The 23,299-nt window shown below is 39.4% G+C and carries 30 protein-coding genes; 12 read left to right on the top strand and 18 right to left on the bottom strand.

What is annotated here, in order from left to right; genetic code table 11:
• Positions 1-52: 52 nt before the first annotated feature.
• Positions 53-1,156 (top strand): 3-phosphoserine/phosphohydroxythreonine transaminase, encoded by a 1,104-nt coding sequence (gene serC / locus AC3ISB_RS05955; RefSeq protein WP_141993110.1) that lies wholly within the window; start codon positions 53-55, stop codon positions 1,154-1,156.
• A 126-nt stretch (positions 1,157-1,282) separates the two neighbouring features.
• Complete coding sequence (locus tag AC3ISB_RS05950) at positions 1,283-1,801, top strand: tryptophan transporter (RefSeq protein ID WP_076367276.1); 519 nt, start codon at positions 1,283-1,285, stop codon at positions 1,799-1,801.
• Positions 1,802-1,895: 94 nt separating this feature from the next.
• Here the strand turns inward: AC3ISB_RS05950 and yhzF are convergent, their stop codons facing one another.
• Entirely contained in the window at positions 1,896-2,075 is a 180-nt protein-coding gene (gene yhzF / locus AC3ISB_RS05945) for a membrane protein YhzF (RefSeq protein ID WP_480339957.1), read from the bottom strand.
• Positions 2,076-2,392: 317 nt separating this feature from the next.
• Here yhzF and AC3ISB_RS05940 point away from each other — a divergent pair, with 317 nt between their 5' ends.
• On the top strand, positions 2,393-2,764 hold the full coding sequence (locus AC3ISB_RS05940; RefSeq protein ID WP_480339956.1) for a YtxH domain-containing protein: 372 nt from the start codon (positions 2,393-2,395) through the stop codon (positions 2,762-2,764).
• A gap of 182 nt (positions 2,765-2,946) precedes the next feature.
• Positions 2,947-3,525, top strand: a complete 579-nt coding sequence (locus tag AC3ISB_RS05935) for an HTH-type transcriptional regulator Hpr (RefSeq protein ID WP_034314691.1) — start codon at positions 2,947-2,949, stop codon at positions 3,523-3,525.
• A 2-nt stretch (positions 3,526-3,527) separates the two neighbouring features.
• On the opposite strand, the gene AC3ISB_RS05930 is transcribed toward AC3ISB_RS05935, so the two are convergent.
• Positions 3,528-3,854: a DUF1878 family protein gene (locus tag AC3ISB_RS05930; RefSeq protein WP_098371363.1), complete on the bottom strand. Its 327-nt coding sequence runs from the start codon at positions 3,852-3,854 to the stop codon at positions 3,528-3,530.
• 198 nt (positions 3,855-4,052) lie between these two features.
• Between AC3ISB_RS05930 and AC3ISB_RS05925 the strand changes: the two genes are divergently transcribed.
• The gene (locus AC3ISB_RS05925; protein ID WP_098371364.1) at positions 4,053-4,637 is read left to right on the top strand and encodes a DUF3267 domain-containing protein; all 585 of its coding nucleotides are present in this window, start codon (positions 4,053-4,055) and stop codon (positions 4,635-4,637) included.
• Positions 4,638-4,745: 108 nt separating this feature from the next.
• Positions 4,746-4,928 (top strand): hypothetical protein, encoded by a 183-nt coding sequence (locus AC3ISB_RS05920; protein ID WP_034314696.1) that lies wholly within the window; start codon positions 4,746-4,748, stop codon positions 4,926-4,928.
• 111 nt (positions 4,929-5,039) lie between these two features.
• Here AC3ISB_RS05920 and AC3ISB_RS05915 read toward each other — a convergent pair whose 3' ends face one another.
• Complete coding sequence (locus AC3ISB_RS05915; RefSeq protein WP_061462016.1) at positions 5,040-5,123, bottom strand: YjcZ family sporulation protein; 84 nt, start codon at positions 5,121-5,123, stop codon at positions 5,040-5,042.
• A 183-nt stretch (positions 5,124-5,306) separates the two neighbouring features.
• A complete protein-coding gene (locus AC3ISB_RS05910) occupies positions 5,307-5,390 on the bottom strand; it encodes a YjcZ family sporulation protein (protein ID WP_098371365.1) in 84 nt (27 codons plus the stop codon).
• A gap of 199 nt (positions 5,391-5,589) precedes the next feature.
• On the opposite strand from AC3ISB_RS05910, the gene AC3ISB_RS05905 reads away from it, so the two are divergent.
• Positions 5,590-6,456 (top strand): peptidylprolyl isomerase, encoded by an 867-nt coding sequence (locus AC3ISB_RS05905; protein WP_098371366.1) that lies wholly within the window; start codon positions 5,590-5,592, stop codon positions 6,454-6,456.
• A 54-nt stretch (positions 6,457-6,510) separates the two neighbouring features.
• On the opposite strand, the gene AC3ISB_RS05900 is transcribed toward AC3ISB_RS05905, so the two are convergent.
• From AC3ISB_RS05900 to cysK, 8 genes are all read right to left on the bottom strand, one after another.
• Positions 6,511-6,693, bottom strand: a complete 183-nt coding sequence (locus AC3ISB_RS05900; protein ID WP_053344914.1) for a sporulation YhaL family protein — start codon at positions 6,691-6,693, stop codon at positions 6,511-6,513.
• A 99-nt stretch (positions 6,694-6,792) separates the two neighbouring features.
• Entirely contained in the window at positions 6,793-7,731 is a 939-nt protein-coding gene (gene yhaM / locus AC3ISB_RS05895; RefSeq protein ID WP_480339955.1) for a 3'-5' exoribonuclease YhaM, read from the bottom strand.
• 178 nt (positions 7,732-7,909) lie between these two features.
• The gene (locus tag AC3ISB_RS05890) at positions 7,910-8,608 is read right to left on the bottom strand and encodes a (2Fe-2S)-binding protein (protein WP_098371368.1); all 699 of its coding nucleotides are present in this window, start codon (positions 8,606-8,608) and stop codon (positions 7,910-7,912) included.
• The gene (locus AC3ISB_RS05885; RefSeq protein WP_098371369.1) at positions 8,601-9,425 is read right to left on the bottom strand and encodes an ABC transporter ATP-binding protein; all 825 of its coding nucleotides are present in this window, start codon (positions 9,423-9,425) and stop codon (positions 8,601-8,603) included. The genes AC3ISB_RS05890 and AC3ISB_RS05885 overlap by 8 nt, the downstream gene beginning before the upstream one ends.
• A 320-nt stretch (positions 9,426-9,745) precedes the next feature.
• A complete protein-coding gene (locus AC3ISB_RS05880) occupies positions 9,746-10,153 on the bottom strand; it encodes a hypothetical protein (RefSeq protein ID WP_489275813.1) in 408 nt (135 codons plus the stop codon).
• Positions 10,154-10,184: 31 nt separating this feature from the next.
• Positions 10,185-13,214 carry an ATP-binding protein gene (locus AC3ISB_RS05875; RefSeq protein ID WP_480339953.1) on the bottom strand — a complete coding sequence of 1,010 codons (3,030 nt, stop codon included), beginning with the start codon at positions 13,212-13,214 and terminating at the stop codon, positions 10,185-10,187.
• A 21-nt stretch (positions 13,215-13,235) separates the two neighbouring features.
• Positions 13,236-14,519 carry a metallophosphoesterase family protein gene (locus AC3ISB_RS05870; protein ID WP_480339952.1) on the bottom strand — a complete coding sequence of 428 codons (1,284 nt, stop codon included), beginning with the start codon at positions 14,517-14,519 and terminating at the stop codon, positions 13,236-13,238.
• A 110-nt stretch (positions 14,520-14,629) separates the two neighbouring features.
• A complete protein-coding gene (gene cysK / locus AC3ISB_RS05865; protein ID WP_480339951.1) occupies positions 14,630-15,553 on the bottom strand; it encodes a cysteine synthase A in 924 nt (307 codons plus the stop codon).
• Positions 15,554-15,886: 333 nt separating this feature from the next.
• On the opposite strand from cysK, the gene AC3ISB_RS05860 reads away from it, so the two are divergent.
• A complete protein-coding gene (locus tag AC3ISB_RS05860) occupies positions 15,887-16,075 on the top strand; it encodes a YhzD family protein (RefSeq protein WP_098371372.1) in 189 nt (62 codons plus the stop codon).
• A gap of 144 nt (positions 16,076-16,219) precedes the next feature.
• Here the strand turns inward: AC3ISB_RS05860 and AC3ISB_RS05855 are convergent, their stop codons facing one another.
• From AC3ISB_RS05855 to AC3ISB_RS05845, 3 genes are all read right to left on the bottom strand, one after another.
• Positions 16,220-16,405 (bottom strand): hypothetical protein, encoded by a 186-nt coding sequence (locus AC3ISB_RS05855; RefSeq protein WP_480339950.1) that lies wholly within the window; start codon positions 16,403-16,405, stop codon positions 16,220-16,222.
• Positions 16,406-16,498: 93 nt separating this feature from the next.
• Positions 16,499-17,296 (bottom strand): enoyl-CoA hydratase, encoded by a 798-nt coding sequence (locus AC3ISB_RS05850; RefSeq protein WP_141993102.1) that lies wholly within the window; start codon positions 17,294-17,296, stop codon positions 16,499-16,501.
• Positions 17,297-17,389: 93 nt separating this feature from the next.
• On the bottom strand, positions 17,390-19,006 hold the full coding sequence (locus AC3ISB_RS05845) for a long-chain fatty acid--CoA ligase (protein ID WP_144526900.1): 1,617 nt from the start codon (positions 19,004-19,006) through the stop codon (positions 17,390-17,392).
• Positions 19,007-19,240: 234 nt separating this feature from the next.
• On the opposite strand from AC3ISB_RS05845, the gene AC3ISB_RS05840 reads away from it, so the two are divergent.
• Complete coding sequence (locus AC3ISB_RS05840) at positions 19,241-19,396, top strand: hypothetical protein (protein ID WP_185151465.1); 156 nt, start codon at positions 19,241-19,243, stop codon at positions 19,394-19,396.
• Between the two features lie 207 nt (positions 19,397-19,603).
• Entirely contained in the window at positions 19,604-20,482 is an 879-nt protein-coding gene (locus AC3ISB_RS05835) for a dimethylarginine dimethylaminohydrolase family protein (protein ID WP_480339949.1), read from the top strand.
• Between the two features lie 72 nt (positions 20,483-20,554).
• Here the strand turns inward: AC3ISB_RS05835 and AC3ISB_RS05830 are convergent, their stop codons facing one another.
• Both AC3ISB_RS05830 and AC3ISB_RS05825 read right to left on the bottom strand, forming a co-directional pair.
• The gene (locus AC3ISB_RS05830) at positions 20,555-21,040 is read right to left on the bottom strand and encodes an HIT family protein (RefSeq protein ID WP_480339948.1); all 486 of its coding nucleotides are present in this window, start codon (positions 21,038-21,040) and stop codon (positions 20,555-20,557) included.
• Positions 21,041-21,165: 125 nt separating this feature from the next.
• Positions 21,166-21,564 (bottom strand): hypothetical protein, encoded by a 399-nt coding sequence (locus tag AC3ISB_RS05825; protein WP_452451339.1) that lies wholly within the window; start codon positions 21,562-21,564, stop codon positions 21,166-21,168.
• A gap of 374 nt (positions 21,565-21,938) precedes the next feature.
• On the opposite strand from AC3ISB_RS05825, the gene AC3ISB_RS05820 reads away from it, so the two are divergent.
• Entirely contained in the window at positions 21,939-22,388 is a 450-nt protein-coding gene (locus AC3ISB_RS05820; RefSeq protein WP_098372509.1) for a DinB family protein, read from the top strand.
• A gap of 329 nt (positions 22,389-22,717) precedes the next feature.
• Positions 22,718-23,005, top strand: coding sequence for a hypothetical protein (locus tag AC3ISB_RS05815; protein ID WP_489275808.1), 288 nt, complete (start codon positions 22,718-22,720; stop codon positions 23,003-23,005).
• 8 nt (positions 23,006-23,013) lie between these two features.
• Here AC3ISB_RS05815 and AC3ISB_RS05810 read toward each other — a convergent pair whose 3' ends face one another.
• A complete protein-coding gene (locus tag AC3ISB_RS05810) occupies positions 23,014-23,286 on the bottom strand; it encodes a transcriptional regulator SplA domain-containing protein (protein ID WP_260398022.1) in 273 nt (90 codons plus the stop codon).
• Positions 23,287-23,299 lie beyond the last annotated feature (13 nt).

Raw genomic sequence — 23,299 nt, 5'->3', positions numbered from 1 at the left:
TATATGAATAGTCTCAAATACTTTATCACATAGTCGCATAGGAGGAAAAAAATTGAAACGTGCACGTAATTTTAACGCTGGGCCAGCCGCCCTTCCCTTAGAAGTTTTACAAAGAGCCCAAAACGAATGGTTGAATATTGAGGATTCCGGTATGTCGGTCATGGAATTAAGCCATAGAAGTTCGGAATTCGAAAAAATTCATAACCATGCCATTCAATCATTAAAAGACCTCATGGAAATTCCTGAAAATTATGAAGTTCTCCTGCTTCAAGGAGGAGCAAGCCTACAATTTTCCATGATTCCCATGAACATTTTGAATGATGGGAAAAGGGCAGATTATGTCCTAACTGGTTCTTGGTCGGAAAAGGCATTAAAAGAGGCCAAAAAGGTTGGTGAAACGGCTGTTGTCGCTTCATCAAAAGATGAAAAATATACGTTCATCCCTAAAGTCGAAGACATCCAATTGAATGATGATGCTGCATATCTTCATATCACAAGCAATAATACGATTTACGGTACGCAATGGAAGGACTTCCCGGAAACAGGGGGCATTCCTTTAGTAGCTGATATGTCAAGTGATATTCTCAGCAAAAAAATTGATGTTAGTAAATTCGGCATCATCTATGCAGGTGCACAAAAGAATCTGGGTCCATCGGGAATCACGGTCGTTATCATCCGTAAAGATTTAATTACAGATAATGACAAAATTCCATCCATGATGAACTATTCTATCTATTCGAAAAATAATTCTTTATACAACACTCCCCCGACATTGGCCATTTACTTATTGTCCCTTGTGTTGGATTGGGCAAAAGAACAGGGCGGCGTTGAAAAGATTGCTGAAGTCAATGAAGAAAAAGCAAAAGTCATTTATGATGCCATCGACGGCAGCGATGGTTTTTATAAAGGCCATGCCCTACCGGACAGCCGTTCATTAATGAATGTGACGTTCACGCTTCCGTCAGAAGAAGCTGAAGTACAATTCCTTAAAGAGGCAAAGCAAGCCGGATTCGTAGGACTGAACGGTCACCGTTCCATTGGTGGCTGCAGAGCATCCATCTATAATGCTGTCCCTATATCCCATTGCCAGGACCTTGCGGATTTCATGAAGAAATTCCAGGAATCGTATAAAGCGAAGGAAGCTCAAATCCTTTAATTCAAACAAATATAACTTCTAAAAAAATAGGTCTTATGATATACTATTTTAAACTTCTTGCAACAGGCAATAGTGCATTGTTGAAGAAAAGATGTTAGTTGAGATGAGAATAGGAGAGATGAGTAAATGAAAACGAAAACCCTTGTGTCACTGTCCCTATTAATCGGGATTGGGGCTGCCCTGCATTTTATCGTACCTGGATTCTTCCTTGGAATGAAACCGGATATGATGCTGTTGATGATGTTTTTGGCGATTACCCTGTTTCCCGCGAAGAAGAATGTTTTCATTGTCGCCCTGGCTGCTGGAGCCATCTCTGCCATGACAACTACATTTCCTGGTGGACAGATTCCAAATATCATAGACAAATTGGCAACAGCCTTTCTGTTTTACCTTTTATTCATCAGTCTTAAGAAGTTTTCAACATCCGTTGTCACCGTTAGTATCTTGACTGCCGTAGGAACAATGATTTCCGGCGCTGTCTTCCTTGGTTCGGCTTATTATATCGTTTCCCTTCCAGGGCCTTTCGTTGCACTTTTCGGCGCTGTTGTACTTCCTGCCGTACTGTTAAATACAGTTGCGATGGTCATCATTTATCCAATTGTGAACGGCATCGTAAGAAAATCAAATATACCCATTAATGCTTAAGCAGCAGGATCATCATACCTAAAAAAGCACCGGAATATCCGGTGCTTTTTTTCCAATCTTATGAATCTGGAATTCTAGTCAGAATCATCCTTCATCATTGAATCAATATCCACATAAACCAAATGAAAAGCAGTAAAACCCCGGGGAGGCCTATAGCGAAGGCTCTAGCCTGGAGTACCCTCTTAGGCGGATAGATGCCAGGAGTTTTAGCTCGCCTTAGAAAATACCCCATTCCGCACACGCATACCAGACCTATTAAAAAAATGATTTTCATTCTTTACCCACCAGTGCCATCCATGTTCCGACAGCTTGTTTTTATTATCTATATGCTGATCTTCCTTTTATATGAAGCATTATTAATAAAGCTTCAAGTTATTTTTAAATATTATATATTTACTCTCTAAGTTTAAAAAAATATTTTTGTGATATAAAGATAAAATGGTCGATACTCTTCCATAAGGATGAAAATTATGGTATTTTGATATCAATAGTATTTCTCTCCCTATTTATCATAATTTCCAATTGATGCTTTTTTCAGCAGGGATTCAGACCATGGAAAGCGAAAACATAATATAAAATGAGGTGATCCTAATGAAAGCAAAATCATTACTAATTGGCTTTTTGACTGGAACAGTAGTAGCTGGTGCGGCAACCTTACTTTCAACACCAAGTTCAGGTAAAGACCTACGGACCCGCATCAAAACGAATACCGAAGAAATTAAGAATACAATTGATGAGTTAAAGGTAATAATGCTAAATATTAAAGATGACACGATGGAGGCTTCACAAATCAGCAAAGAAACGGTAAAAACGTTCATTTCGGATGTTCAGGTCGTCATCGAGAACTGGAAGCGGGAAATCGAACCCAATAAAAATGAATTATTGAAGAACGTTCAAGAAATTGAAAATTCATTGAAAGAATTGGAAGCGGCCTCCCCTTCTTCTAAAAAGATTAATAGCTGACATCGTCACACAAACTTGATTCTCCATTTTTCCCAATAAATTACATGGTTTATTGGAGAAGAATGGAGAATTCATTAAAAAACTAAAATTTTCTAAAAATTTTGCAAATATTTTTCTTTATTAATTTTTATTTTATTGTCATAATAAATATATAGAATCTTATAAGTAGGTGAGCCCATAATATGCAGAATAAAAATTATTCTATGAAAGAAGCAATGATTTTTAGTCAACGAATTGCACAATTAAGCAAAGCATTATGGAAATCGATTGAAAAAGATTGGCAGCAATGGATCAAGCCCTATGATTTAAATATCAATGAGCATCATATTCTTTGGATTGCCTATCATCTTAATGGCTCTTCCATTTCTGATGTTGCAAAATTTGGGGTCATGCATGTTTCTACGGCATTTAACTTTTCAAAAAAATTAGAGGAACGCGGATACTTAACATTTTCCAAAAAAGAAAATGACAAAAGGAATACGTATATAGAGATCACAGCGGAAGGTGAAAAAATTCTTCTTGATTTAATGGAGACATACGACCCAAGCAAGAACTCTGCTTTCTCAGGTGCACTTCCACTGCGTGAGCTTTATGGCAAGTTTCCGGATATGATTGAAATGATGGCCATCATCCGTAATATCTACGGTGAGGATTTCATGCAAATCTTTGAACGATCCTTTGATAACATTGATCAGGAGTTTACTGACGTGGAGGGTAAAATCACAAAAAAAAAGATAGAGAAAGAAACTGAGCCAGTTTAATCTCATACTCTATCCATTTCCTTCATGAATGATACATATAAACCTTGTGAGAGGCATGCATCAATGCATTCCTTTATGGTTATTTTTGGATTAACATTTCTTTCAAATTGATTAAAAAGCGGTCGAAAGTTCATATACCCTTCCGCTTTTTCTATTTCATAGCGTTTGCTCAAGATATCACATGTTTCCAATAATTCTTTCGCTTCCTTCTTCGTGAAATTTTTTTCCACAAATAGATAATCCAACTTGGCCTCCGGATTGCGTATCAGGTTTAATAAAAGCCGTTGATGAAAACGGAGTATTTCTATTTCTTCATTTATATTTTTCATACATCACTTATCCCCAATCGATCATTCAATTTATCATAAAAGGCATATAACCATTTTTTGATTTTTCACGCTCAGTAATCTGTCAGATCCCTGGTTCAAAACCTGGCCTTAAACGCCCTTAGCTTGCCTACACACTATATTGATTTTATCTTAAAGTTAATCCAAGAATTTCATTGCTTTTTCCACCCATTCATCGTAATGTATGTAAGTATATTAAAACAGCTTTGGAGGGCTGATTTCGAAATGAATTCGTGGAAAACAATTGACGTGGCAAAACAATATGGCAGTTGCCGTCTGATCTTTTTTGCAGTTTTTACTATATTGTTGTCTTTTGTTCTGATCTATACATTATTAAGTGTCTTTTTAACTCATGTTATTTTGTATGGCGATCAAACAATGGTATTTTTTAGCCTATTGCTCTTATTATATCCTGTTCACAAACTATTACACTATTTACCTTTACGATTATTATGTAAAAAAGTAAAAACTTCTTGGTCCTTGAAGTGGAACCTTGTGCTTACATGCAAAGTCAATGTACATGTTCCGATTCGAAAGCATCTTTATCTTTTGACCCTTGTGCTGCCTTTCGTCATTATGTCTATCATATTGATTGGTTGTGCCCTTAGTTTTCCACATTACATTCATTATTTCACTATTTTATTATCCATGCACACCGGATTATGCGTATCGGATTTTATTTATATAAAAAACCTGATTGGTTCCCCAAGGCATTCTTTTATCGAGGAACATCTCGAAGGATACGATATACTTATTCAAAAGTGATTTCTTATTCATTCATAAAGATGTCCAATAAGATTTTTAAGTATCTTTTTTCATTATAATTTGGTATCGTATTTATACATGATGTTTTGCAAGGAGGGATTTTAGGTTTTGATCTCGTTCTGGTTTATTATTTTTGCTATTTTGATCCTTTATAATATTAATAGAATGACAAACTCTTTATGTATTCAAAAGGAAATTGCTGAAGACCGGCAGCCTAAAGTATTCAGGACCATTAATGTATTAATTACAATTATGTTATTATCCTCCTATATTGAAATTTTGTATACGTAGAGATGAGCAACAAATGATGGCCATCATTTGTTACATACATTGGTGATACCCGGGGCATTATCCACATAAAGAAAAAGGGCGAAGCAACAGCTTCGCCTTTTATTTATGAGTTTATAACCAAGAAGCTCCAATGATGATTAACAGGATGAAAAGAACGACAATTAGAGCAAAGCCTCCACCTATTCCTCCAGACATTGATCTTCCTCCTTTCCATTCTTAAGTAATTGTAATTTCATGCACACCCTTAAATCCGCCAAAAGGAATCCATTCCTTTCTAAGCTTGATATTCACTTCGTCTTTTTGTTGAGCGGCTACCCTATCCTATTCAACTCCATCACAAAAGGAGTGGGCTCTTTCCATTATTAATTTTGCAGCCGATTAGAAACAGGCTGATCCTATAATTATTAATAATATGAATAACACCACTAACAAAGCGAAACCTCCGTTAAATCCATTACTCATTTTACTCCCCCCTTTTGTTGTCCTCGATTTATCATATGTAATGGTTTATTATCTGGGTAGGCGTACACCCATTTTTCAAAAAAATCTTAGTCATACGCCAATATATTATTTTTTGTAAAGCAACCAGAATATGTTATAGTTAATTTTGTGGAAATACGAAAAATAGCAAACCAGAAACTTAAAACTAGGAGTTGTTTTTATGAAGAAGTGGGCATTATCGATTGCTGTTACTGCAGGGCTGATTGGACTTACAGCATGCAACAGCGACAAGGAAGCAGTCGTGGAAACTAAAGCGGGGGATATAACTAAAGAGGAATTTTACAATGTAATGAAAGACCGTTATGGTGAAACCGTTCTTCAGGAACTTGTTTATGAAAAAGTTCTTTCTGAAAAATATACAGTAACTGATAAAGAAGTTAAAGCTAAAACGGACGAACTTAAAGAGCAAATGGGTGAAAATTTCGAAACGGCCCTGGCCTCTTCCGGATATAAGAGCGAAGATGATCTTAAACGTGCACTTAAAATCGGCATGCTTCAAGAAAAAGCAGCCGTAGCCGATATAAAAGTTAAAGAAGCTGATGTGAAAAAAGCTTATGAAGACTATAAACCACAAATCAAAGCGAGACATATTCTAGTGAAAGACCAAAAAACAGCCAACGAAGTTAAAGCTAAATTGGACAAAGGCGAAGATTTCGCTAAACTTGCAAAAGAATATTCAACAGACACAGGCACAGCTGAAAAAGGCGGCGAACTAGGCTGGTTCGGACAAGGTGAAATGGTTCCTGCATTTGAAGAACAAGCTTACAAAATGAAGAAAGATGAAATCAGCAAACCGGTTAAATCCGATTATGGCTACCACATCATCCAACTTGAAGATATAAAAGAAAAGAAATCATACAAAGATATGAAAAAAGATCTTGAATATGATTTGAAAGTCGCTCAAATTGACCAAACTAAAGTTCAAGATATTTTGAATGCAGAAGTTAAAAAAGCGGACGTGAAGATTAAAGATAAAGATCTAAAAGATGCCATTACTTCTGGTGATGCAACTAAAGCAGAAAAATAATTCGATAGTAAAAAGCGACAGGACTTTGTCCTGTCGCTTTTTATCATCATTCAGCTATGCCCCCTGATTTATATCCTTTTTACGCCTCTCGCGCTCTTCTTCCATGCGTTCAATGTACTTTTGACCTTCCTTCTCAATCCAAGCATCATCTATGAGGCGTTCCTGCCTAGCTGTCCAAATTGACATGACTGCACTGACAATTATCCCAATAAACACGAACCATATCCAAATTGGCATGTCCATTCCCTCCCAAAAAATCTACTATTCATTTACTAGAGAATATGCGCGAACAAAAAAAATATGCTTCTTTCTCCATCGAGAAAGAAACATATTTCATTAAAATGTTGGTTTATAGAATGAACGATTATCGAGTGCGAAGACTCTTTCCGTAAATTCACCCGGTTTCACTTTTTCTAATGCCCGGTCCATCATATTTATCTTGGCATCCATATTATCAATATAATGCAGCACTTCCGCTTCCCTAACCATTGGCGGTTTTGGACTGCCCCACTCAGCTTTACCATGGTGGCTTAATATCAAGTGCTTGAGAATCATGACTTCTTCCGCTTCAATGCCCAATTCCTCTGCAGCTTTGCCGACTTCATTTACCATGATGGTGATATGCCCCAACAAGTTCCCTTCCACTGTATAAACAGTCGAAACAGGTCCAGATAGCTCATGTACCTTTCCAAGGTCATGGAGAATGACTCCTGCATACAATAGATCCTTATTGAGGGAAGGATATAGTGTTGAAATGGCCTTAGCCAGCCCTAGCATCGATACAACGTGATAGGCCAGACCCGACATATACTCATGATGGTTCTTGGTTGCAGCAGGAAACGTCAGGAATTCATTCTGATATTTTTTTATGAGATGCCTAGTCACCCTTTGGATATTCGGATTCCTCATTTCAAAAATGAATTGAGTGATGGTTTCCATCATTTCTTCCTGACTTATAGGGGCCGTTTGAATTAAATCGGCTTTCGTTACCCCATCAATATCTGAAGTAATTCTGATATTACGGATTTTCAATTGGCTGCGTCCTCGATAATTCTGGACTTCCCCTTGAACTTTCACCGTAGCTTCCGCACTGTATATTTTCTCATCAGCCTCGGAAACATCCCATAGCTTTGCCTCGATCTCCCCGGTTTTATCGCACAAAATCAATGTTAAAAACGGCTTTCCATTACTTGCCACCGCTTTTGTACTCGTTTTAATGTACATATATATATCTACTACTTCACCAATTCCGTAGTGTATGATCCCATTTCCCATGCGACTGCCTCCGTTCAATTAAATATCAACATTATAACATACCAATCTCGTTAGTGCGTTTAGTTTTCGTTAATAAGTGATAGACAATGGACAAGAAAAAGCCTAAGCTGACCGTCTGTTATCACTCCACAAGAAAACCAGGCTTGACCCCAAGCCTGGCTCTTCAATCAAATCTATTTCAACAGTTATTGTTCGGACAATACGCGCATTTTTCCTGACCCTCAATTCGGTAATATAAACAGCATGTCACCCGTTTATAAGGATTCATGGACGCCGGAACACTTTTTTCCCCAATGAATCGTTTAAAAGGCGAACGCGTTTCAATATTCAGCCATACTTCATCTTCAAGCAGCATTTCAATGTCCTTTTCAACTCGCGTCTTTATATCTGCCTGCTTCAATAACTCACTATACATCCATACCGTATAACTCCAAATATTTTCCCAGAGCACTAGTTTAGATATTTTAGCAGTTCCGGAAAAGAAGCTCATGGCATCAGAACCAAAACTGCTTAATATGGAATGTAGGGCAGATGCGCTTTCCTTTTCCGTGACATTGCTCCACCTGTTAGTTTTTAGTAAAAAATTCGGGAGCCAATGTTTATCTTCTGGATCATCCAAAACGCCAATTTCCTGAAGTGTGCCTTCCCAAATAAGCCGATGTTTGCTGAACATGTAAAATTGTGCCGTGACAAAAAAAGCATAGCGTCTGAACCACATTGAAATTGCTATCCTTGACGTTTCAGCTCCAGTCCGGGCTTGTGCATACTGAATAAGCTCATCAGCATGATTGAAGGTCTTGGAAACTTTGGCTTCATCTCGAAAGGAAATGCGATATCCCTGCAGCTCTTTTTCAATAGCTGGTGTTAGGTTATGCATTGGCCAGCGCTTTTACCTGACTTTGGGCGTAGCGGCCTTTACCAAACGGGACACACATGGGACTGCCGAAAATTGGATCAAAAGAAATTTGACATTCCATGCTGAATACATGCTGTACCAATTCAGGCGTGATGATATCCTCTGGCCGGCCTTGAGCATGTATCGCCCCATCTTTAAGTGCCACCAGATTATCCGCATAACGGCAAGCTAAATTCAAATCATGAAGCACCATCACGATCGTTCGGTTCTCAAACTCATTCAAGTCGAACAATAAGTCCAAAATCTCGATTTGATGGGTCATATCAAGATATGTAGTCGGTTCATCCAATAAAATGACGTCCGTATCCTGAGCCAGCGTCATTGCTATCCATGCCCGTTGCTTCTGGCCTCCCGATAATTCATCGACTGCCTGATCCTTTAAATCGGTCAGGTTCGTCGCTTCAATTGCCTTTTGAACTTTTTCTTCATCCACGGAACTCCACTGTTTCAACCAACTTTGATAAGGATATCTTCCTTGTTTAACAAGTTGATAGACTGTAAGTCCTTCAGGAGCAACCGGGGATTGTGGGAGAATCGCCATCTTTCTTGCTACATCCTTCGATGACATGGTCGAAATCGCTTTGCCTTCGAGCAAAACTGAGCCGGATTGAGGTTTTAACAATCGTGCAACCGACCTTAGCAGTGTTGATTTTCCACATCCATTAGCACCGATGAATACGGTGATCTCCCCTTTGGGTATTTCTATATTCATATCATTTATAATTAATTTATCACCATAACCGAGCGATAAAGACTGTGTGTTAATAGCTGGTCGCATAAAAATACTCCCCTTTTAGTCTAATAATACTAGTTTAATGAAAATGATTCTCACTGTCAATCCTTTAAAAAATATAAACCAAAAAATCCGTGTCCCATTCCTCTTAAACGATTCATTACAGTGAATACTCCTTTAAAGATATGAAGCTTCCATTGGAAACATTAATGTAAAAAAATTAGCACATTATATTAACTTGCCATATCATTTACCACTTCCTGTAGCTTCAGAACGATTCAATAATCCATTCTCCCCCTCGGCGCAAACCCTATCAGAATTTCCATTTAGCGGAAAATAAAAAAGCCCTCCATATGGAGAGCCTTTTAACCGACCATCAGGCGATTTGTACAATGTTCCAGGGATTCATCCCTAATGAAGGTAAATAAATCTTGAAAGATGAAAGGAATTAATCCTTCTGCAATATTCCATGCATTGACCTCTATTTGATAAAGGATTTCTGATTTTCCTGTATTGTATAGCTCCTCACTAAGCACAGCAAGGTCGGGATCCAATGCGTGGCCCAACTCATGTGTGAGGATCACCCATGAATATTCCTCAAGCCTTGCAAGCGATCCTAGGGAGCGTTCACACTGAATTTCGATATCTCTCTCATATAAAGTGATGCTATGTCCTTTGGCAAAATATTTTCCCCCAACACATCGTTCACCAGGAAACTCCTTTTCGATTATTAGCTCCAAAGAAGAATCATGGTGGCTTACAAACTCATTCATTTTCAATGACTTCACTCTCTTTATTTATAGTTTATAACCCATTATATTTCGGGATGATCAAATCATTCATATCCTGGCGCAATACGGGGCTGGATAGACGAATCACTTGGTTTTCGCTAAAGTACTCCATTATATATCGGTGACAAGTAAAAAATAAAATTTGCCGTTTTTCCGAAACCATTTCCAATAACTTGAGCATCCGTTTTGTCCTTTCCGCATCAAAATTGACGAAACTATCATCAATGATGAGAGGGAATGAATCATTTTCAAAAGTATGATCAGCAAGTGCGAGCCTTAGGGAAACATAAATTTGCTCTGCTGTCCCGCGGCTGACCTCTTCAACCCTGAAACTCAAACCATCACTGCGCTGTACCCAAATGCCTTCTCCCGACTGATCAAGGATGATTTTATTATAGCTTCCATTCGTTAAAAAGGAAAAATGCCGCTCTGCATCAGCGATGACCTTCGGTAGGCGTTCCCTTTTATATCGGTCCAAGGTTTTATTCAATAAGCTTTTGGCTATTGCCAATTTCGCCCATTCCTTCGCCTCTTCGTTAAAAGCAGCTTTTTCTTCATAAAAACGATGAAGTAAGTCATCATAAATCCCTGACACTTCAAGCTGTTTTATCTTATGCTTCGTATCCGCCTGTTTCTCTAATAAAAGTGATTTCACCTTTACAGAATCCTTACGTTTCCGTTCTAAATTTTCAAATGTATACGTGTTGATCCCCTGTTTTAGGTAAGTTTGGATTTGTTCAGGCAGCATTCTGGATTGCCCAATTTGAATGGTGATCAAATCAAGCTGTTTTTGTAAAGCAATTTTCTTTTCGGACAATGCAGCGTCTTGCCTGAACTCTTCCTCGTCCTTGACCTTCGCTAACTTAAAAAGCATTTCCATTTCTGCATCAAGATAGTCTTTTTCCATCGTCAACTGCTCGATTTCGTTCGTCAAATGACTCCGTTCCTGCATCCATTGTATTAGTTGAACGGAGTATTCAACCGCTTTATTCATTTCCCGTTTCAATAGGCCAATCGCTTCCCGCCATGTGGATGGTTCAAAATCAAGGCTGTGTGCAAAATGAAATAAAGCCTTCGATTTACCCTCAAATTCTGCATGCAGAAAATTGTGCATCTTGATTGCTTCATATTTCCTATCTACGGCTTCCTTCCATTTCTCAAGAAGTTCAAATACAGATTCAAGATTGATTTCCATTCCGGGATAAGACAGACCCCAACCGCTTAAGATGCTCCTCACTTCTTTATCCAATCGGTCCCTGCTAGCTTCCCAAGTAGCATATTCCTGAATGGTCGATTCAAACGCTTCCTCCCTTTCTTCATATTTAAACATTTCACTTTCAAACCGCCTTTGAAGTCGTTGGTCCATTTCAAGCAACCGACCCATCGACTCTCCTTCACTCACTCGATTGGTTTCACTGCCAATTGCAGCCCTTTTCCTTTTCATCTCATCCAATTGCCTAATATATCCGGACAATATATCATCACCTTTAAAGAGATGCCTGGAAACCACAAACAGAACAGCCATGGATAGAAGTATAATCCCCAACAAAATCTGTTCACTGAAATAACTTCCAATCGCACCTAAACAAAGAAGTACTATTAAACTGCCATTCATGATAAGTGAACGTTTACGATTATGCGCTTCCTTCTTCCTCTGTAAAGCCAATTGCTTTTCAAGCTCAAGTATTTGTTCATCAAGAATAAGGGATTGTGCCGCTTCAAATTCGATGTTATTCTGCTTGTTGTATAAGGTCTCCAGCTCGATTCTTTTTTCATCTGGCAGTAACTGGGTCTTTATCTCCTTCAATCGGGATTCTGTAGTTTCCAGACTATCCTTTTGCAGTCCATATTTCTCATCAAGCTGTTTTTTATCATTTTGGAGTTGATGCTTTTCCCTCTCGGCCCTTTTCACCTTTTCCTTCATGAATGTACTGATATCCAGTTTTCTTATTTCATCATCAGAAACATCCAAGAATAATTCCTGCTTCACCTTTTCAATATTCTTTTCTTCCAACAGCCTTTCGTGTTCCGCTTTTCTTATATCCAGCTCGAGCTTCTCCAGCAATGTTCCTTGATCGATTGCATGTTCAATCTGCTCTTTATGCTCCTTGATGAACGGATTGATTTCGATTTCCGTGAGTTTTACCTCAAGTTTGTCCATTTTCTCAGTCAATGCCGCAAGTTGGGCTTTCATGGGCATTCCAACTGCCTGAAGCTGTTCAAGTCTTTTTAAGCCATCAACAGGAAAACTTACATCCGGAATTTCACTTATTTCTGTTTCAAGTTCCCGCTGTTCTTCAACCAAGGGTTTAATCCGCAAAAAAGTGCTCACGTTAACGAGATTTTCTTCAATCTCCTGAATATCTATCGTGACTTTAGAGAGCTCCTCCTTAAGTTTTGCTTCTTCCTGAAGCAATGCCGTATATGACTGCTGTTCTTCTTCCGATGCTTTCACCTTTTTCTGCAATTCCTTAAGTTCTTTCAATCTCACATTCAGTAAAGGTTTTTGGCCAGATGGCTTGAACCTTAAATCGAGCTCCTTTTGCAATTTCGTTTCGGCTTCAAGAAGTTTATCATTCCCAATCAGCCCAGCTGAAAGCAGATATTTACTCATGGTCCCTTCACTTAGTGTATGTAATCCCTGCAGGCCCTGAAGGTCGAAAGAAAAAATGGCTTGGTAATAGTTTTTATCAACGCCATGGAGAATCTCATTCAATTCTTCCTCGCCGCCGACCCTTCCATCCTCGAAGGTCAATTTTACATCACCAGTAGCCTTTCCCTTCACACGCTCAATGACGATTTCCCCGTCATTTTTTGTTATGATACTGAGCCTTCCCCCATATTTGGCATGCATTTTGGGCTCATAACGCGGTTCGTTTTGAACCTTTGTCGGAAAACCAAACAGCATACTATGAATGAAGGACATGATGGTTGACTTGCCCGATTCATTTTCCCCAAAGAAAACCTGCAGCTGTCCCAATTCAGGAAAACGCTGATTTTCCAGTTTGCCGTATCCATAAACATGGAGGTCTTTAATAATCAAATCCGTTCCTCCTCCCTACAGTCATTTATTCGCTTCAAAAACTTGCAAAAGCCATCTTTCCGCTTCATCCAAAAGTTCCCTCTGCTCTTCCGGCTCTATTGAATCAAGAAACCTTCTTGCACCCGGATGAATATAAAGCGGGGCCAGAGCAGCATCCGTATCATCAAATTCAGATGCAAGCATCGATACCTCAGCCATAAAGGGCGATATTCTTTCATTTGACCTAATCATCGGCATGGACTGAATGACTTTGATTTTATACACCCAGATAAATGGTTCCCCTTGGTCCTCTTCCTGCAAGATCCGGGTCAATTCTTCAAGATAATCCCCGGAAGGGCCTGCTGCGTCACCAGCATCCAGCTTCAATTCCAAAAGAAAGCTTCTCCCATCGAAACCCTTCTGTTCAATTACTTCCTTGCATTGCTTGAACAGGGCATCAAAACCACCTTCCGCGGATATTTCAATTGTTTCGCTTTCCCATATCACCTCAGAGGTTTCAATAAAAGAATGACGCTTCACGTCCCCGTCGAATTCGACAAGCAAGCACCCTTTAATGCCGGACTCCTTTCTGTTCCTGCCTTGAATATTTCCTGGGTATATCACTAGCGGATCTTCTGATACAACCTGATGTTTATGAATATGGCCTAATGCCCAGTAATCGAAATCTTTAGCAGCTAGTTCCTTCAATGAAAAAGGGGCGTATGGGCTATGTTCGGAATTGCCTTCCAAATTCCCATGAAGCAGACCTATATGATAATCGGCCCCTTCAGCTTTTATGTAGGTTTCAATCATTCTCTCCCTGACGTGACGGCGTGGATAACTGAATCCATAAAGGTGGACAGTCGTCCCATCGATTTTTTCAAACCGTTTCACTTCGGTTTTCCCTGAAAATACGTGGACATTATTCGGCAGCTCCACAGTAATCCATGAGCCGCTGAGATGATCATGGTTACCATGAATGATATAAGCAGGAATCTGATGCTGCTGGAGTTTTTCCATTTCAGCTCGAAAGCGGACCTGTGTCCGGAGACTCCGATTTTCCCCATCAAATAGATCCCCCGATAACACGATAAAGTCAACCTGATGGGAAATTGCTTCATTAATGATAGTTTTAAAAGCTTTAAACGGACTGTCCCTTAATTCCTTTAATATAGATGACGGCATATCCTTCAACCCTGAAAAGGGACTATCCAAATGGAGATCCGCCGCATGAATGAACTTCACACCGCTCAAAGTTATCACCTCGATTTCTTTCAACATTTCACATTTAATTTTAACACGTACAGAACATACTTTCCCATACATTATTATTTTAATCCGGCATTTGGTACCTAGTTATTCCAGTATGGGCAAAATCAATAGGAAAAAGACCGAATGGCGTGAACAAGTTTCATGCACGGCATTCGGTCTTTTCTTCATTTAAAAATATCCATACTTAAATATCGTTCACCATTATCCGGTGCAATGCATAATACTCGTTTGCCACTTCCAAGACGACGGGCTTCCTGCAGGGCAGTCCAGACAGAGGCACCTCCTGAAGGTCCAATCAATATACCTTCCTTCGAAGCCAAATCCTTCATGGTGGAAATCGCATCTTCATCTGCCGCTTGAACGATTTCATCAAATACCTCTGTATTTAAAATGTTGGGGATAAAACCAGGGCTCGTACCCACTAACTTATGAGGACCAGGCTTTCCGCCGGAAAGAACTGGGGAACCCTTAGGCTCGACAACGACAACCTTTAACTCCGGCAGATGTTCTTTTAAGGCTTCACCTGTACCGGTTATCGTTCCTCCCGTTCCAGCAGTAGCGACAAACACATCCAGGTTTCCATCCATCTGATCCAGAATCTCGACTGCTGTCGTCACTCTGTGAATATCAGGATTGGCTTGGTTTTCAAATTGCTGCGGAATAAAACTATTCGGAATCTCTGAAGCAAGTTCCTCAGCTTTACGAATGGCTCCAGGCATCCGCTCTGATGCAGGGGTGAGGACAACTTCCGCTCCGTATGCCTTTAAGATATTGATTCTTTCTTTCGACATATTATCTGGCATGACCATAATGGCACGATACCCCTTTGCCGCGGCATTCATAGCAAGCCCAATTCCTGTATTCCCTGATGTTGGCTCTATGATCGTGGCCCCGGATTGAATGATACCATCCAATTCAGCCTGCCTAATTAAGTTGAAGGCAGCCCGATCTTTTACGCTGCGGCTCGGATTGAAATATTCAAGTTTCACAAATACTTCAGCGTCACCCTCCGCTGTTAAATGATTAATCCTTACAACAGGTGTATCTCCTATCAATTCAGTGATATTATTAACGATTTTTACCGTCATTCAAAAAATCCCCCTTCAATCCATACACTTCCTACCTTTTACTCAGGTTTATTATATCATTTATGATTTTTCATTTTAAAGAGAGAATTCCTCTAGTATAAATAGGTTTTGTTTTCATTCTTTCCAAACTTAAAGGAAGAAACCATGAAATTAGTTCGATTTTGTTATTTTCCATCATTTTTCAAGATATTCAGCTACTTATCAATATTCCCTGTCTTAATACATTCCCCCACATAACAATAGTCAAAATTGACAGATAATGATAAAATTTTTATAACAGTACCTATCTTTAGATAAAAGACAGCATTATTATTGACAAGGGAGTTTTTGAAAATGAGCAAAATATACAAATTAACCGTTTTTGAACCGTCAGGGGAAAAACTATTGGATGAATCATTTACAGCCGAGAATGATGAAAAAGCAAAAGAATTGGGACAAAATCTATTAAAGGAAAAAAACTATCAAGATCAAACACATCGCTGTACATCACCTTCAGGCGCTTTATTGCTTTTTCATCGCTGATTGGAAGTAGAAGCGCAATCGCTAAAAATATGATCAAGTTTCCCGCATCTTCCTTTTACTCTAAATAGAAAGGCCGTCACAATAACGTGATGGCCTCGTGTAGACAAACTCGATGAAAACTCAGTTTTCCTGCAGTTTTTTTATTTAAAAAACGTTGATTCCAGAAATCCGCTCCCTTTCCGCCGACTGTCTGCCAAGCCTCCTCGCCGTAAACGTCTCCGGGGTCTCGTCTAGCCAGTTATTCGGCAGGAGTGTCGCAAATTTCTTCAATCCAATGAGGATTACAGTAAAAAAACCATAAAGACCGGAGCACTTTATTCGACCGTTCATGAATTTTTTACGACCTTCACCTCACTATTTCGGACTTCGAGCCCCTTTTGTCTAAAGCAAAGGCCGTCACTAAAAAATGACGGCCGTTTTCATTCATTTTCCGATGAAGTTCGGTTTTCTTTTTTCCACGAAAGCTTTTATTCCCTCTTGGTGGTCCGCTGTTTGGCGCATTTTCATCTGAGCAGCTTTTTCAATCTCAAGGATCTTAATTAATAGTGGGCGATTTTTTTCACTAAGGATCTTTTTCGTTTTAATCATGGCCTGAACCGGGCTTTGCAGCCATGATTGCACTTTCTTCTCTACAGCATGTTCCAACGTTCCTTCTGCCACTTCATGAATGAGGCCCTTTTCTTTTGCTTCAAGCGCTGTAAGCACTTTACCCTCCCAGATCAATTCTTTCGCACCCACTTCACCAAGACGGCGTTCAAGGAAAAAGTGTCCGCCGCCATCAGGGATTAATCCAATCCCGATAAAATTCATCGCAACCTTACTTTCCGAATCGGCAATAAGGTGATCGGTTGCAAGAGCTATACTCAACCCAAGCCCTGCAGCTGCACCATGAATGGCACTGATGGTCAATTTAGGCATGAAGTATAGAGTGGTCACCAATTCACTGATTCCATCCATCAGTTCATCGAAAGCGTTTTCTTTTCCAGGCGAGAGCATCATCTTAATGTCACCACCTGCGGAAAATGCTTTCCCATTCCCTTTTATAATGACGACGTCCACTTCATCATTCTCACTTACTTCCTTAAGGGCATTAATGAAATCATGCAGCATTTTCGGATTTAAGGCATTCATGGCCTCTGGACGGTTCATTGCAACAGTAGCCGTCCTGTCCGAATATGTGATTAAAACAGTGCCAGAAGGTGATGTCGATTCAATACTCAATTTATTTCCTCCTCTTTCGTTCTATTACTCTATTATATATTTTTCTTCCATTAACAGAATAGGTAGAAAAGTTACAATTAAACAAATATAGCATTATTTATTGATATATTTATCCTGAAGCTGATCACGCAATGCCCTTTTCAAGAACTTCCCAACACCCGTTTTAGGGATTTCATCCAAAAAGACCACTTCATCGGGCAGCCACCATTTTGCAAACTGCGGCTTTAAAAATTCGATGATGTCCTCCTGGGACACTTGACCCTTGTATGCGTCCTTCAAAACAACACAGGCAATCGGCCGTTCTTGCCATTTTTCGTGAGGCACTGCAATTACCGCCGCCTCAAAGATTGCTTCATGGGCCATTAATGCATTCTCTATATCTACGGAAGAAATCCACTCACCGCCGCTTTTTATCAAGTCCTTGGTCCGGTCGACGATTTTCACGAATCCTTCTTCATCAATCGTGACAACATCCCCCGTATACAGCCAGCCATCTTTAAACGTATCCTCTGACCGCTCATCCTTAAAATACTCATTCGCTATCCAAGGACCCCTGATCAGCAATTCGCCCATTTCTTTTCCATCAGGTTTCACTTCGCCATCCTGACCGATCACTTTAATTTCTATCATTGGTGAAACAAGGCCCTGCTTGGCCTTCAACTCATAAAGTTCTTCTTCAGGGAGATCTTCCTGATAGCTTTTTGGTTTAGATACAAATACGAGCGGGCTTGTTTCAGTCATTCCATAGGCATGCAGGAATGGTATCCCATACTTTTGTTCAAAGGTTTTAATCATGCTTTTCGGAGCAGCCGACCCTCCGCATAAAACAGCACGAATGCTGCTCGTATCATGGCTGCCTTCTTCTAGCTCCTTCAATAAGCCCAGCCATATCGTCGGAACCCCTGCTGCGATTGTAACCTTCTCCGTTTCTATAAGCTCAGCCAAAATCTTTGGTGTGAAATAAGGTCCCGGCAAAACCATCTTCGTTCCAAACCAAACACTGGCAAAAGGCATGCCCCAGGCATTCACATGAAACATGGGCACGACAGGAAGTGCCACATCCCGTTCGCTCAATGCTGTAGAATCGGCAAGCCCCAGTGCAATCGCATGCAACAAAATTCCGCGATGTGAATAAACCACACCTTTTGGATTCCCGGTCGTGGCCGAAGTATAACATATGCCGGCAGGTGCATTTTCATCCAAGGTTTGAATGAATGGCTGTTTCGGATTCCCTTCGGCTAATAATTTTTCATAATGATAAATAGGTGAAAGGGTCGTTTCAGGCAGCTCATCTTTATCCGTCATTATGATATAACCTTCCACTGTCGTTAACTCATCTTTAATTGCTTCCAAAAGGGGGATGACATCCGGGTCTATCAATAATAATCGATCCTCCGCACTATTGACGATATAAGAAACATGTTGAGGAGACAGACGCATATTGATTGTATGTAGGACAGCACCATGACAAGGAATCGCAAAATAAGCTTCTAAATGCCGATGATGGTTCCAGGCAAGTGTTCCAATACGGTCACCTGTTTGAATACCGAATTTTTCAAGATTACTGGTCAGCCTTCTTGTACGCTCAGCAATCTCAGCATATGTAAATGTGTGAATTCCACCATCCGTACGCGAAACTACCTCTTTCTTCGGAAAATATTTTTCAGCTCTCTCAATGATTTGAGTCATGATCAATGGAGTATCCATCATTACAATCTCCCCCTTATATTAAAAGCATCCTCATTATATATTCGACCAGAAAAAAAATAATCCTTTTTCCCTAGATGCCATTTACGATTATTTTGAATCAGGCTTTATCTAGATGAAATTTTTAAATCAGTTTGACGACAAAGAGGGGATTCGGAAAGGGAGCGGATTTCTGAAACGACTGGAACGTTTTTTAAATAAAAAACTGCAGGCAATCTCGCTCTTTATGGGTTTTTATTGTTTTATGAAACCCTCATTGGATTGAAGAAATTTGCGACACTCCTGCCGAAAAACTGGCTAGACGAGACCCCGGAGACGTTTACTTTGATGAGGCTTGGCAGGCAGTCGGCGGAAAGGGAGCGGATTTCTGAAATCAACTGGAACGTTTTTTAAATAAAAAACTGTAGGCAATCTCGCTTTCTTCGATTTGAAAGGATCAAACCGGTATATAACGGAATCATTTCTTAGGAGCGTAATCTGAGAAGTTATTTTTAAACCATTCAAATTTAGCGGTGCAGTTCGATGGTATATTTTTTATGTTTCTTTCTAGAAAAAAGAGGAAATAGTAAAGATACAATTATATTTAGAGGGAGCTCATTTATGGTAAACAAAATAAACGAAGAACTGGAAGCTTATTGCGCGAGTGAATATTCAAAGCTATCACGGGTGATCGTCTGTGAACCACGTTATATGGAAATCCGGGAGATCATTAACGAAACACAAAAAGAGTTTCAAGAAGAAAATATCGATCAGAAACTTGCCTTTAAGCAGCATGCCCAATTTATAAAGGCTCTTGAACATGAAGGGATTGAAGTCATAAAACTTCCGCCACAATTTACATATCCAGAACAAGTTTTCACGAGGGATATCGGTTTTACTCTTGGCAATACCGTATACGTTGCTGAATTGGCAACAGGTATCAGGCAGGGTGAAGAACAAATATTGAAATCCTGGCTCGAAACGAATGGTATTTCATATTTCAACCTCCTCAAAAATCATATTGAGGGCGGGGATGTCCTTATTGACGGAAAGACCATCTATATTGGAATCAGTGAAAGAACGGATGAAACATCCGTCAAGCATCTTCAAACCCTATTACCGGAATACGATGTCATCGCGATTCCTTTCATTGAAACATTCCTTCATTTAGATTGTGTTTTCAATATCATATCACCGACAGAGGCGCTTATTTTTCCGGAGTCCTTTACAAAAAAAGAGATGGATATATTAGCTTCACGTTATGACATGATTGAAGTGACTAAAGAAGAACAATTCACATTAGGAACCAACGTGCTTTCAATTGGGAATAAAAAATTATTCAGTCTACCATGTAATAAACAGGTAAATCGTCAGCTTCGTGAACGTGGATACGAAGTCATTGAAGTCGATATAAGCGAAATCATCAAGTCCGGTGGCTCTTTCCGTTGTTGCACCATGCCACTATTGAGGACAACGAATAAGAAGACTGATTCAGCCTGAGCAGATGAAAGAAACCGGACTTGTATGGAAGTCCGGTTTCTTTCTCCTTTTTTAAACATTGAACAGGAAGGATTATCGGTTTAATTCTTTTTTTAATGCCTCGATTCCATCCATTACAGTTTTTAAATTTTCAACATCATTCAAGCTGTTTCTTGCATGCAGCAAAACCGGTCTAACTGATTCCACCGAACGTCCAAACTCGTACATCCATCCATATCGAGGGACCATCCAAGTATGAAAATGGTGGGAAGTATCCTCATTGTAAAAATAATAAACGTGTTTTACCCCCAATACTTCCCTTTGAGCTTTTCTAATCCTGGTTAATAAGTTTATGTAATCAACCTTTTCTCGTTCATTTAATTCATCAAAGCACTTAATATGGCGTTTAGATGCTAAAATCACTAAACCTTCAATGGGGTATGCAACGTCTTGGTGAGCATGAAAATATTCAGATTCGACTATTACACCACCCTCTGCTTCTACTTCCCCACTTGTTAAAGCACAGCTTAAACATTCAACTTCCACCATTTTTCCATTAAATAAAGTAATTTCCCTCATAAGCCCCTCCAAAAGATTACCCCATAAAAAGCTGGCTACTCGGTCACATGTGAATTAAATTCAATAATAAAATGCTTGTCTGGAGGTTTTTGAAAGTACAGGTCTTGCCTTTCTCCTCCTTTTCATTAATGCAGAAGTCTTAATATAGTTTCAGAATCCTTTCTATTTAACTGTGCATACTGGCTATGTTCATCCTTCGTCAATTCTACAATATTTTCATCAGTATTAACCCAAACATAATATACAGCTATTTTACCTTCGCTTTTTTCATCATTAAAATAAAAGATGAAGTCCGCCTTAGGATGATCCTTCTCCAATGCGAATTGTTCCCAATCAGCATTCTTTACTATTTCTTTTGTTTTTTCTGTTTTCCCCATTTCTATCTTTTCTTTATATGCTTCAAATTTGTAGTTTTTACCTTCATATTTTTGGACGGAAATATGTTCTTGCTTTGTTGTACAACCTGAAGCTAACGTTATTGATAATAGGCCAAGTGCAACTAGCAGCTGTTTCCTTTTCATCATATGTCATCTCCTTTATACCCTGATGGATTAATTATCCAATATATTTCATTATACTAGTCCACACAAAAGAGTAATAGGAATGTTTGTCAATTAATTAACAGCAAAAAACCCCTCAAGCTTTTAGCTTAAGAGTTCATGAACCCTGCATCTCTTGGGCATATGTCCGGCATTCAACCAAACCAAACAGAGCTACTCGCTTCAATTGCATTTATTCCGATTATCATCTGACAATTAAAGCCCTTAAAAAGAAATTAAGAATTGATAATCCTTTCCTTTGTGAAAAGACTTACCTAAAATTTGATAATATTGAATTATCCTTGCTATAATTTCATGAGATAGCGTTTAGAAAAACAAGATTGAAAGGGGAATGTAAAATGAATTATGTAAAAAATCAGCTAACGGTCATGCGCAGTAATCTTTTAAAAGAAATCGAGGGAATCAATCCAGAGTTTATGGATGTACAGCCTGAAGGTTTTAATAATACAATCCATTGGCACCTTGGACATGTCCTTACTGCAGCCGAAAATTTTTTATTGAAATCCAACAGTGAATTGCCAGCGAATTACAGCCAACTATTCGGATATGGTTCAAAACCAGCGGACTGGAACGGGGACGTACCTACCGTTGAATTATTAAAGCAACAGCTGCATGAGCAACTTGATCGACTTCTTGAAATTCCGGAAGAAAGATTGACAGAAAAGACAGCACAGCCTTTCAACGGAATGGAAACAGTGGGGGAATTCATTAATTTTGTAGTGCTCCACGAAACCAATCATATTGGACAAATTCACGCAATGAAACTCTTTATACAATCCAATAACTGATTAAGCCATAACTGTCACTCTGTTTTCTTGAAAAAATGTGTGGCAGTTTTTTAATTTACCAGTCAAATATCCTGTTTTAACACTAATGGCTTCTTATATGTAAGTATGGGCGCGTTTACACGTGAGTTTCGAGCGGTTACTCGTGAGTTTCGAGCGGTTACTCGTGAATTTCGAGCGGTTACTCGTGAATTCGAGCGGTTACTCGTGAGTTTCGAGCGGTTACTCGTGAATTTCGAGCTTTTACTCGTGAGTTTCGAGCTTTTACTCGTAAGTTTCGAGCGGTTACTCGTGAGTTTCGAGCGGTTACTCGTGAGTTCGAGCTCTTACTCGTGAGTTTCGAGCAAATACTCGTGAATTTCGAGCTTTTACTCGTGAATTCGAGCGTTACTCGTGAGCTTCGAGCGGTTACTCGTGAGTTTCGACCAAATACTCGTGAGTTTCGACCAAATACTCGTGAGTTTCGACCAAATACTCGTGAGTTTCGACCAAATACTCGTGAGTTTCGACCAAATACTCGTGAATTCCGAGCTTTTACTCGTAAATATAATCAAAAGGAGCCCCCGCTTTTTAAGCGAGGGCTTTCATCTGTTCATTCTCTTTCCGTAAAAGCGAAGTAAACGCCTCTTCATGTCATCTGGTCCTGGTTATACATATAATCACTGTATGCTTTTTCCGCTGCGGCTTCCGAAGTGAACAAAGCATCATCATCCTCAATCGTATGAAATGTATCGTTCAGGAACAAGGCAACTGCATTGGGGTCTTTGGGATGCGGAACAATTTCCGCTGCCCTTATATTCGAAACGGTGGGAACATGGGGATTATTATAAATCACAAACACCTCATCACCGACTTGCACTTCTTTTGCATTAATTACACCCATTGGATTCTTCCTTTCCATTACTGATTTTCCT

Source organism: Peribacillus sp. GL_122 (assembly GCF_057835005.1).
Note: the sequence above shows the minus strand (reverse complement) of the source record. Positions and strands in the feature narration are given on the sequence as shown.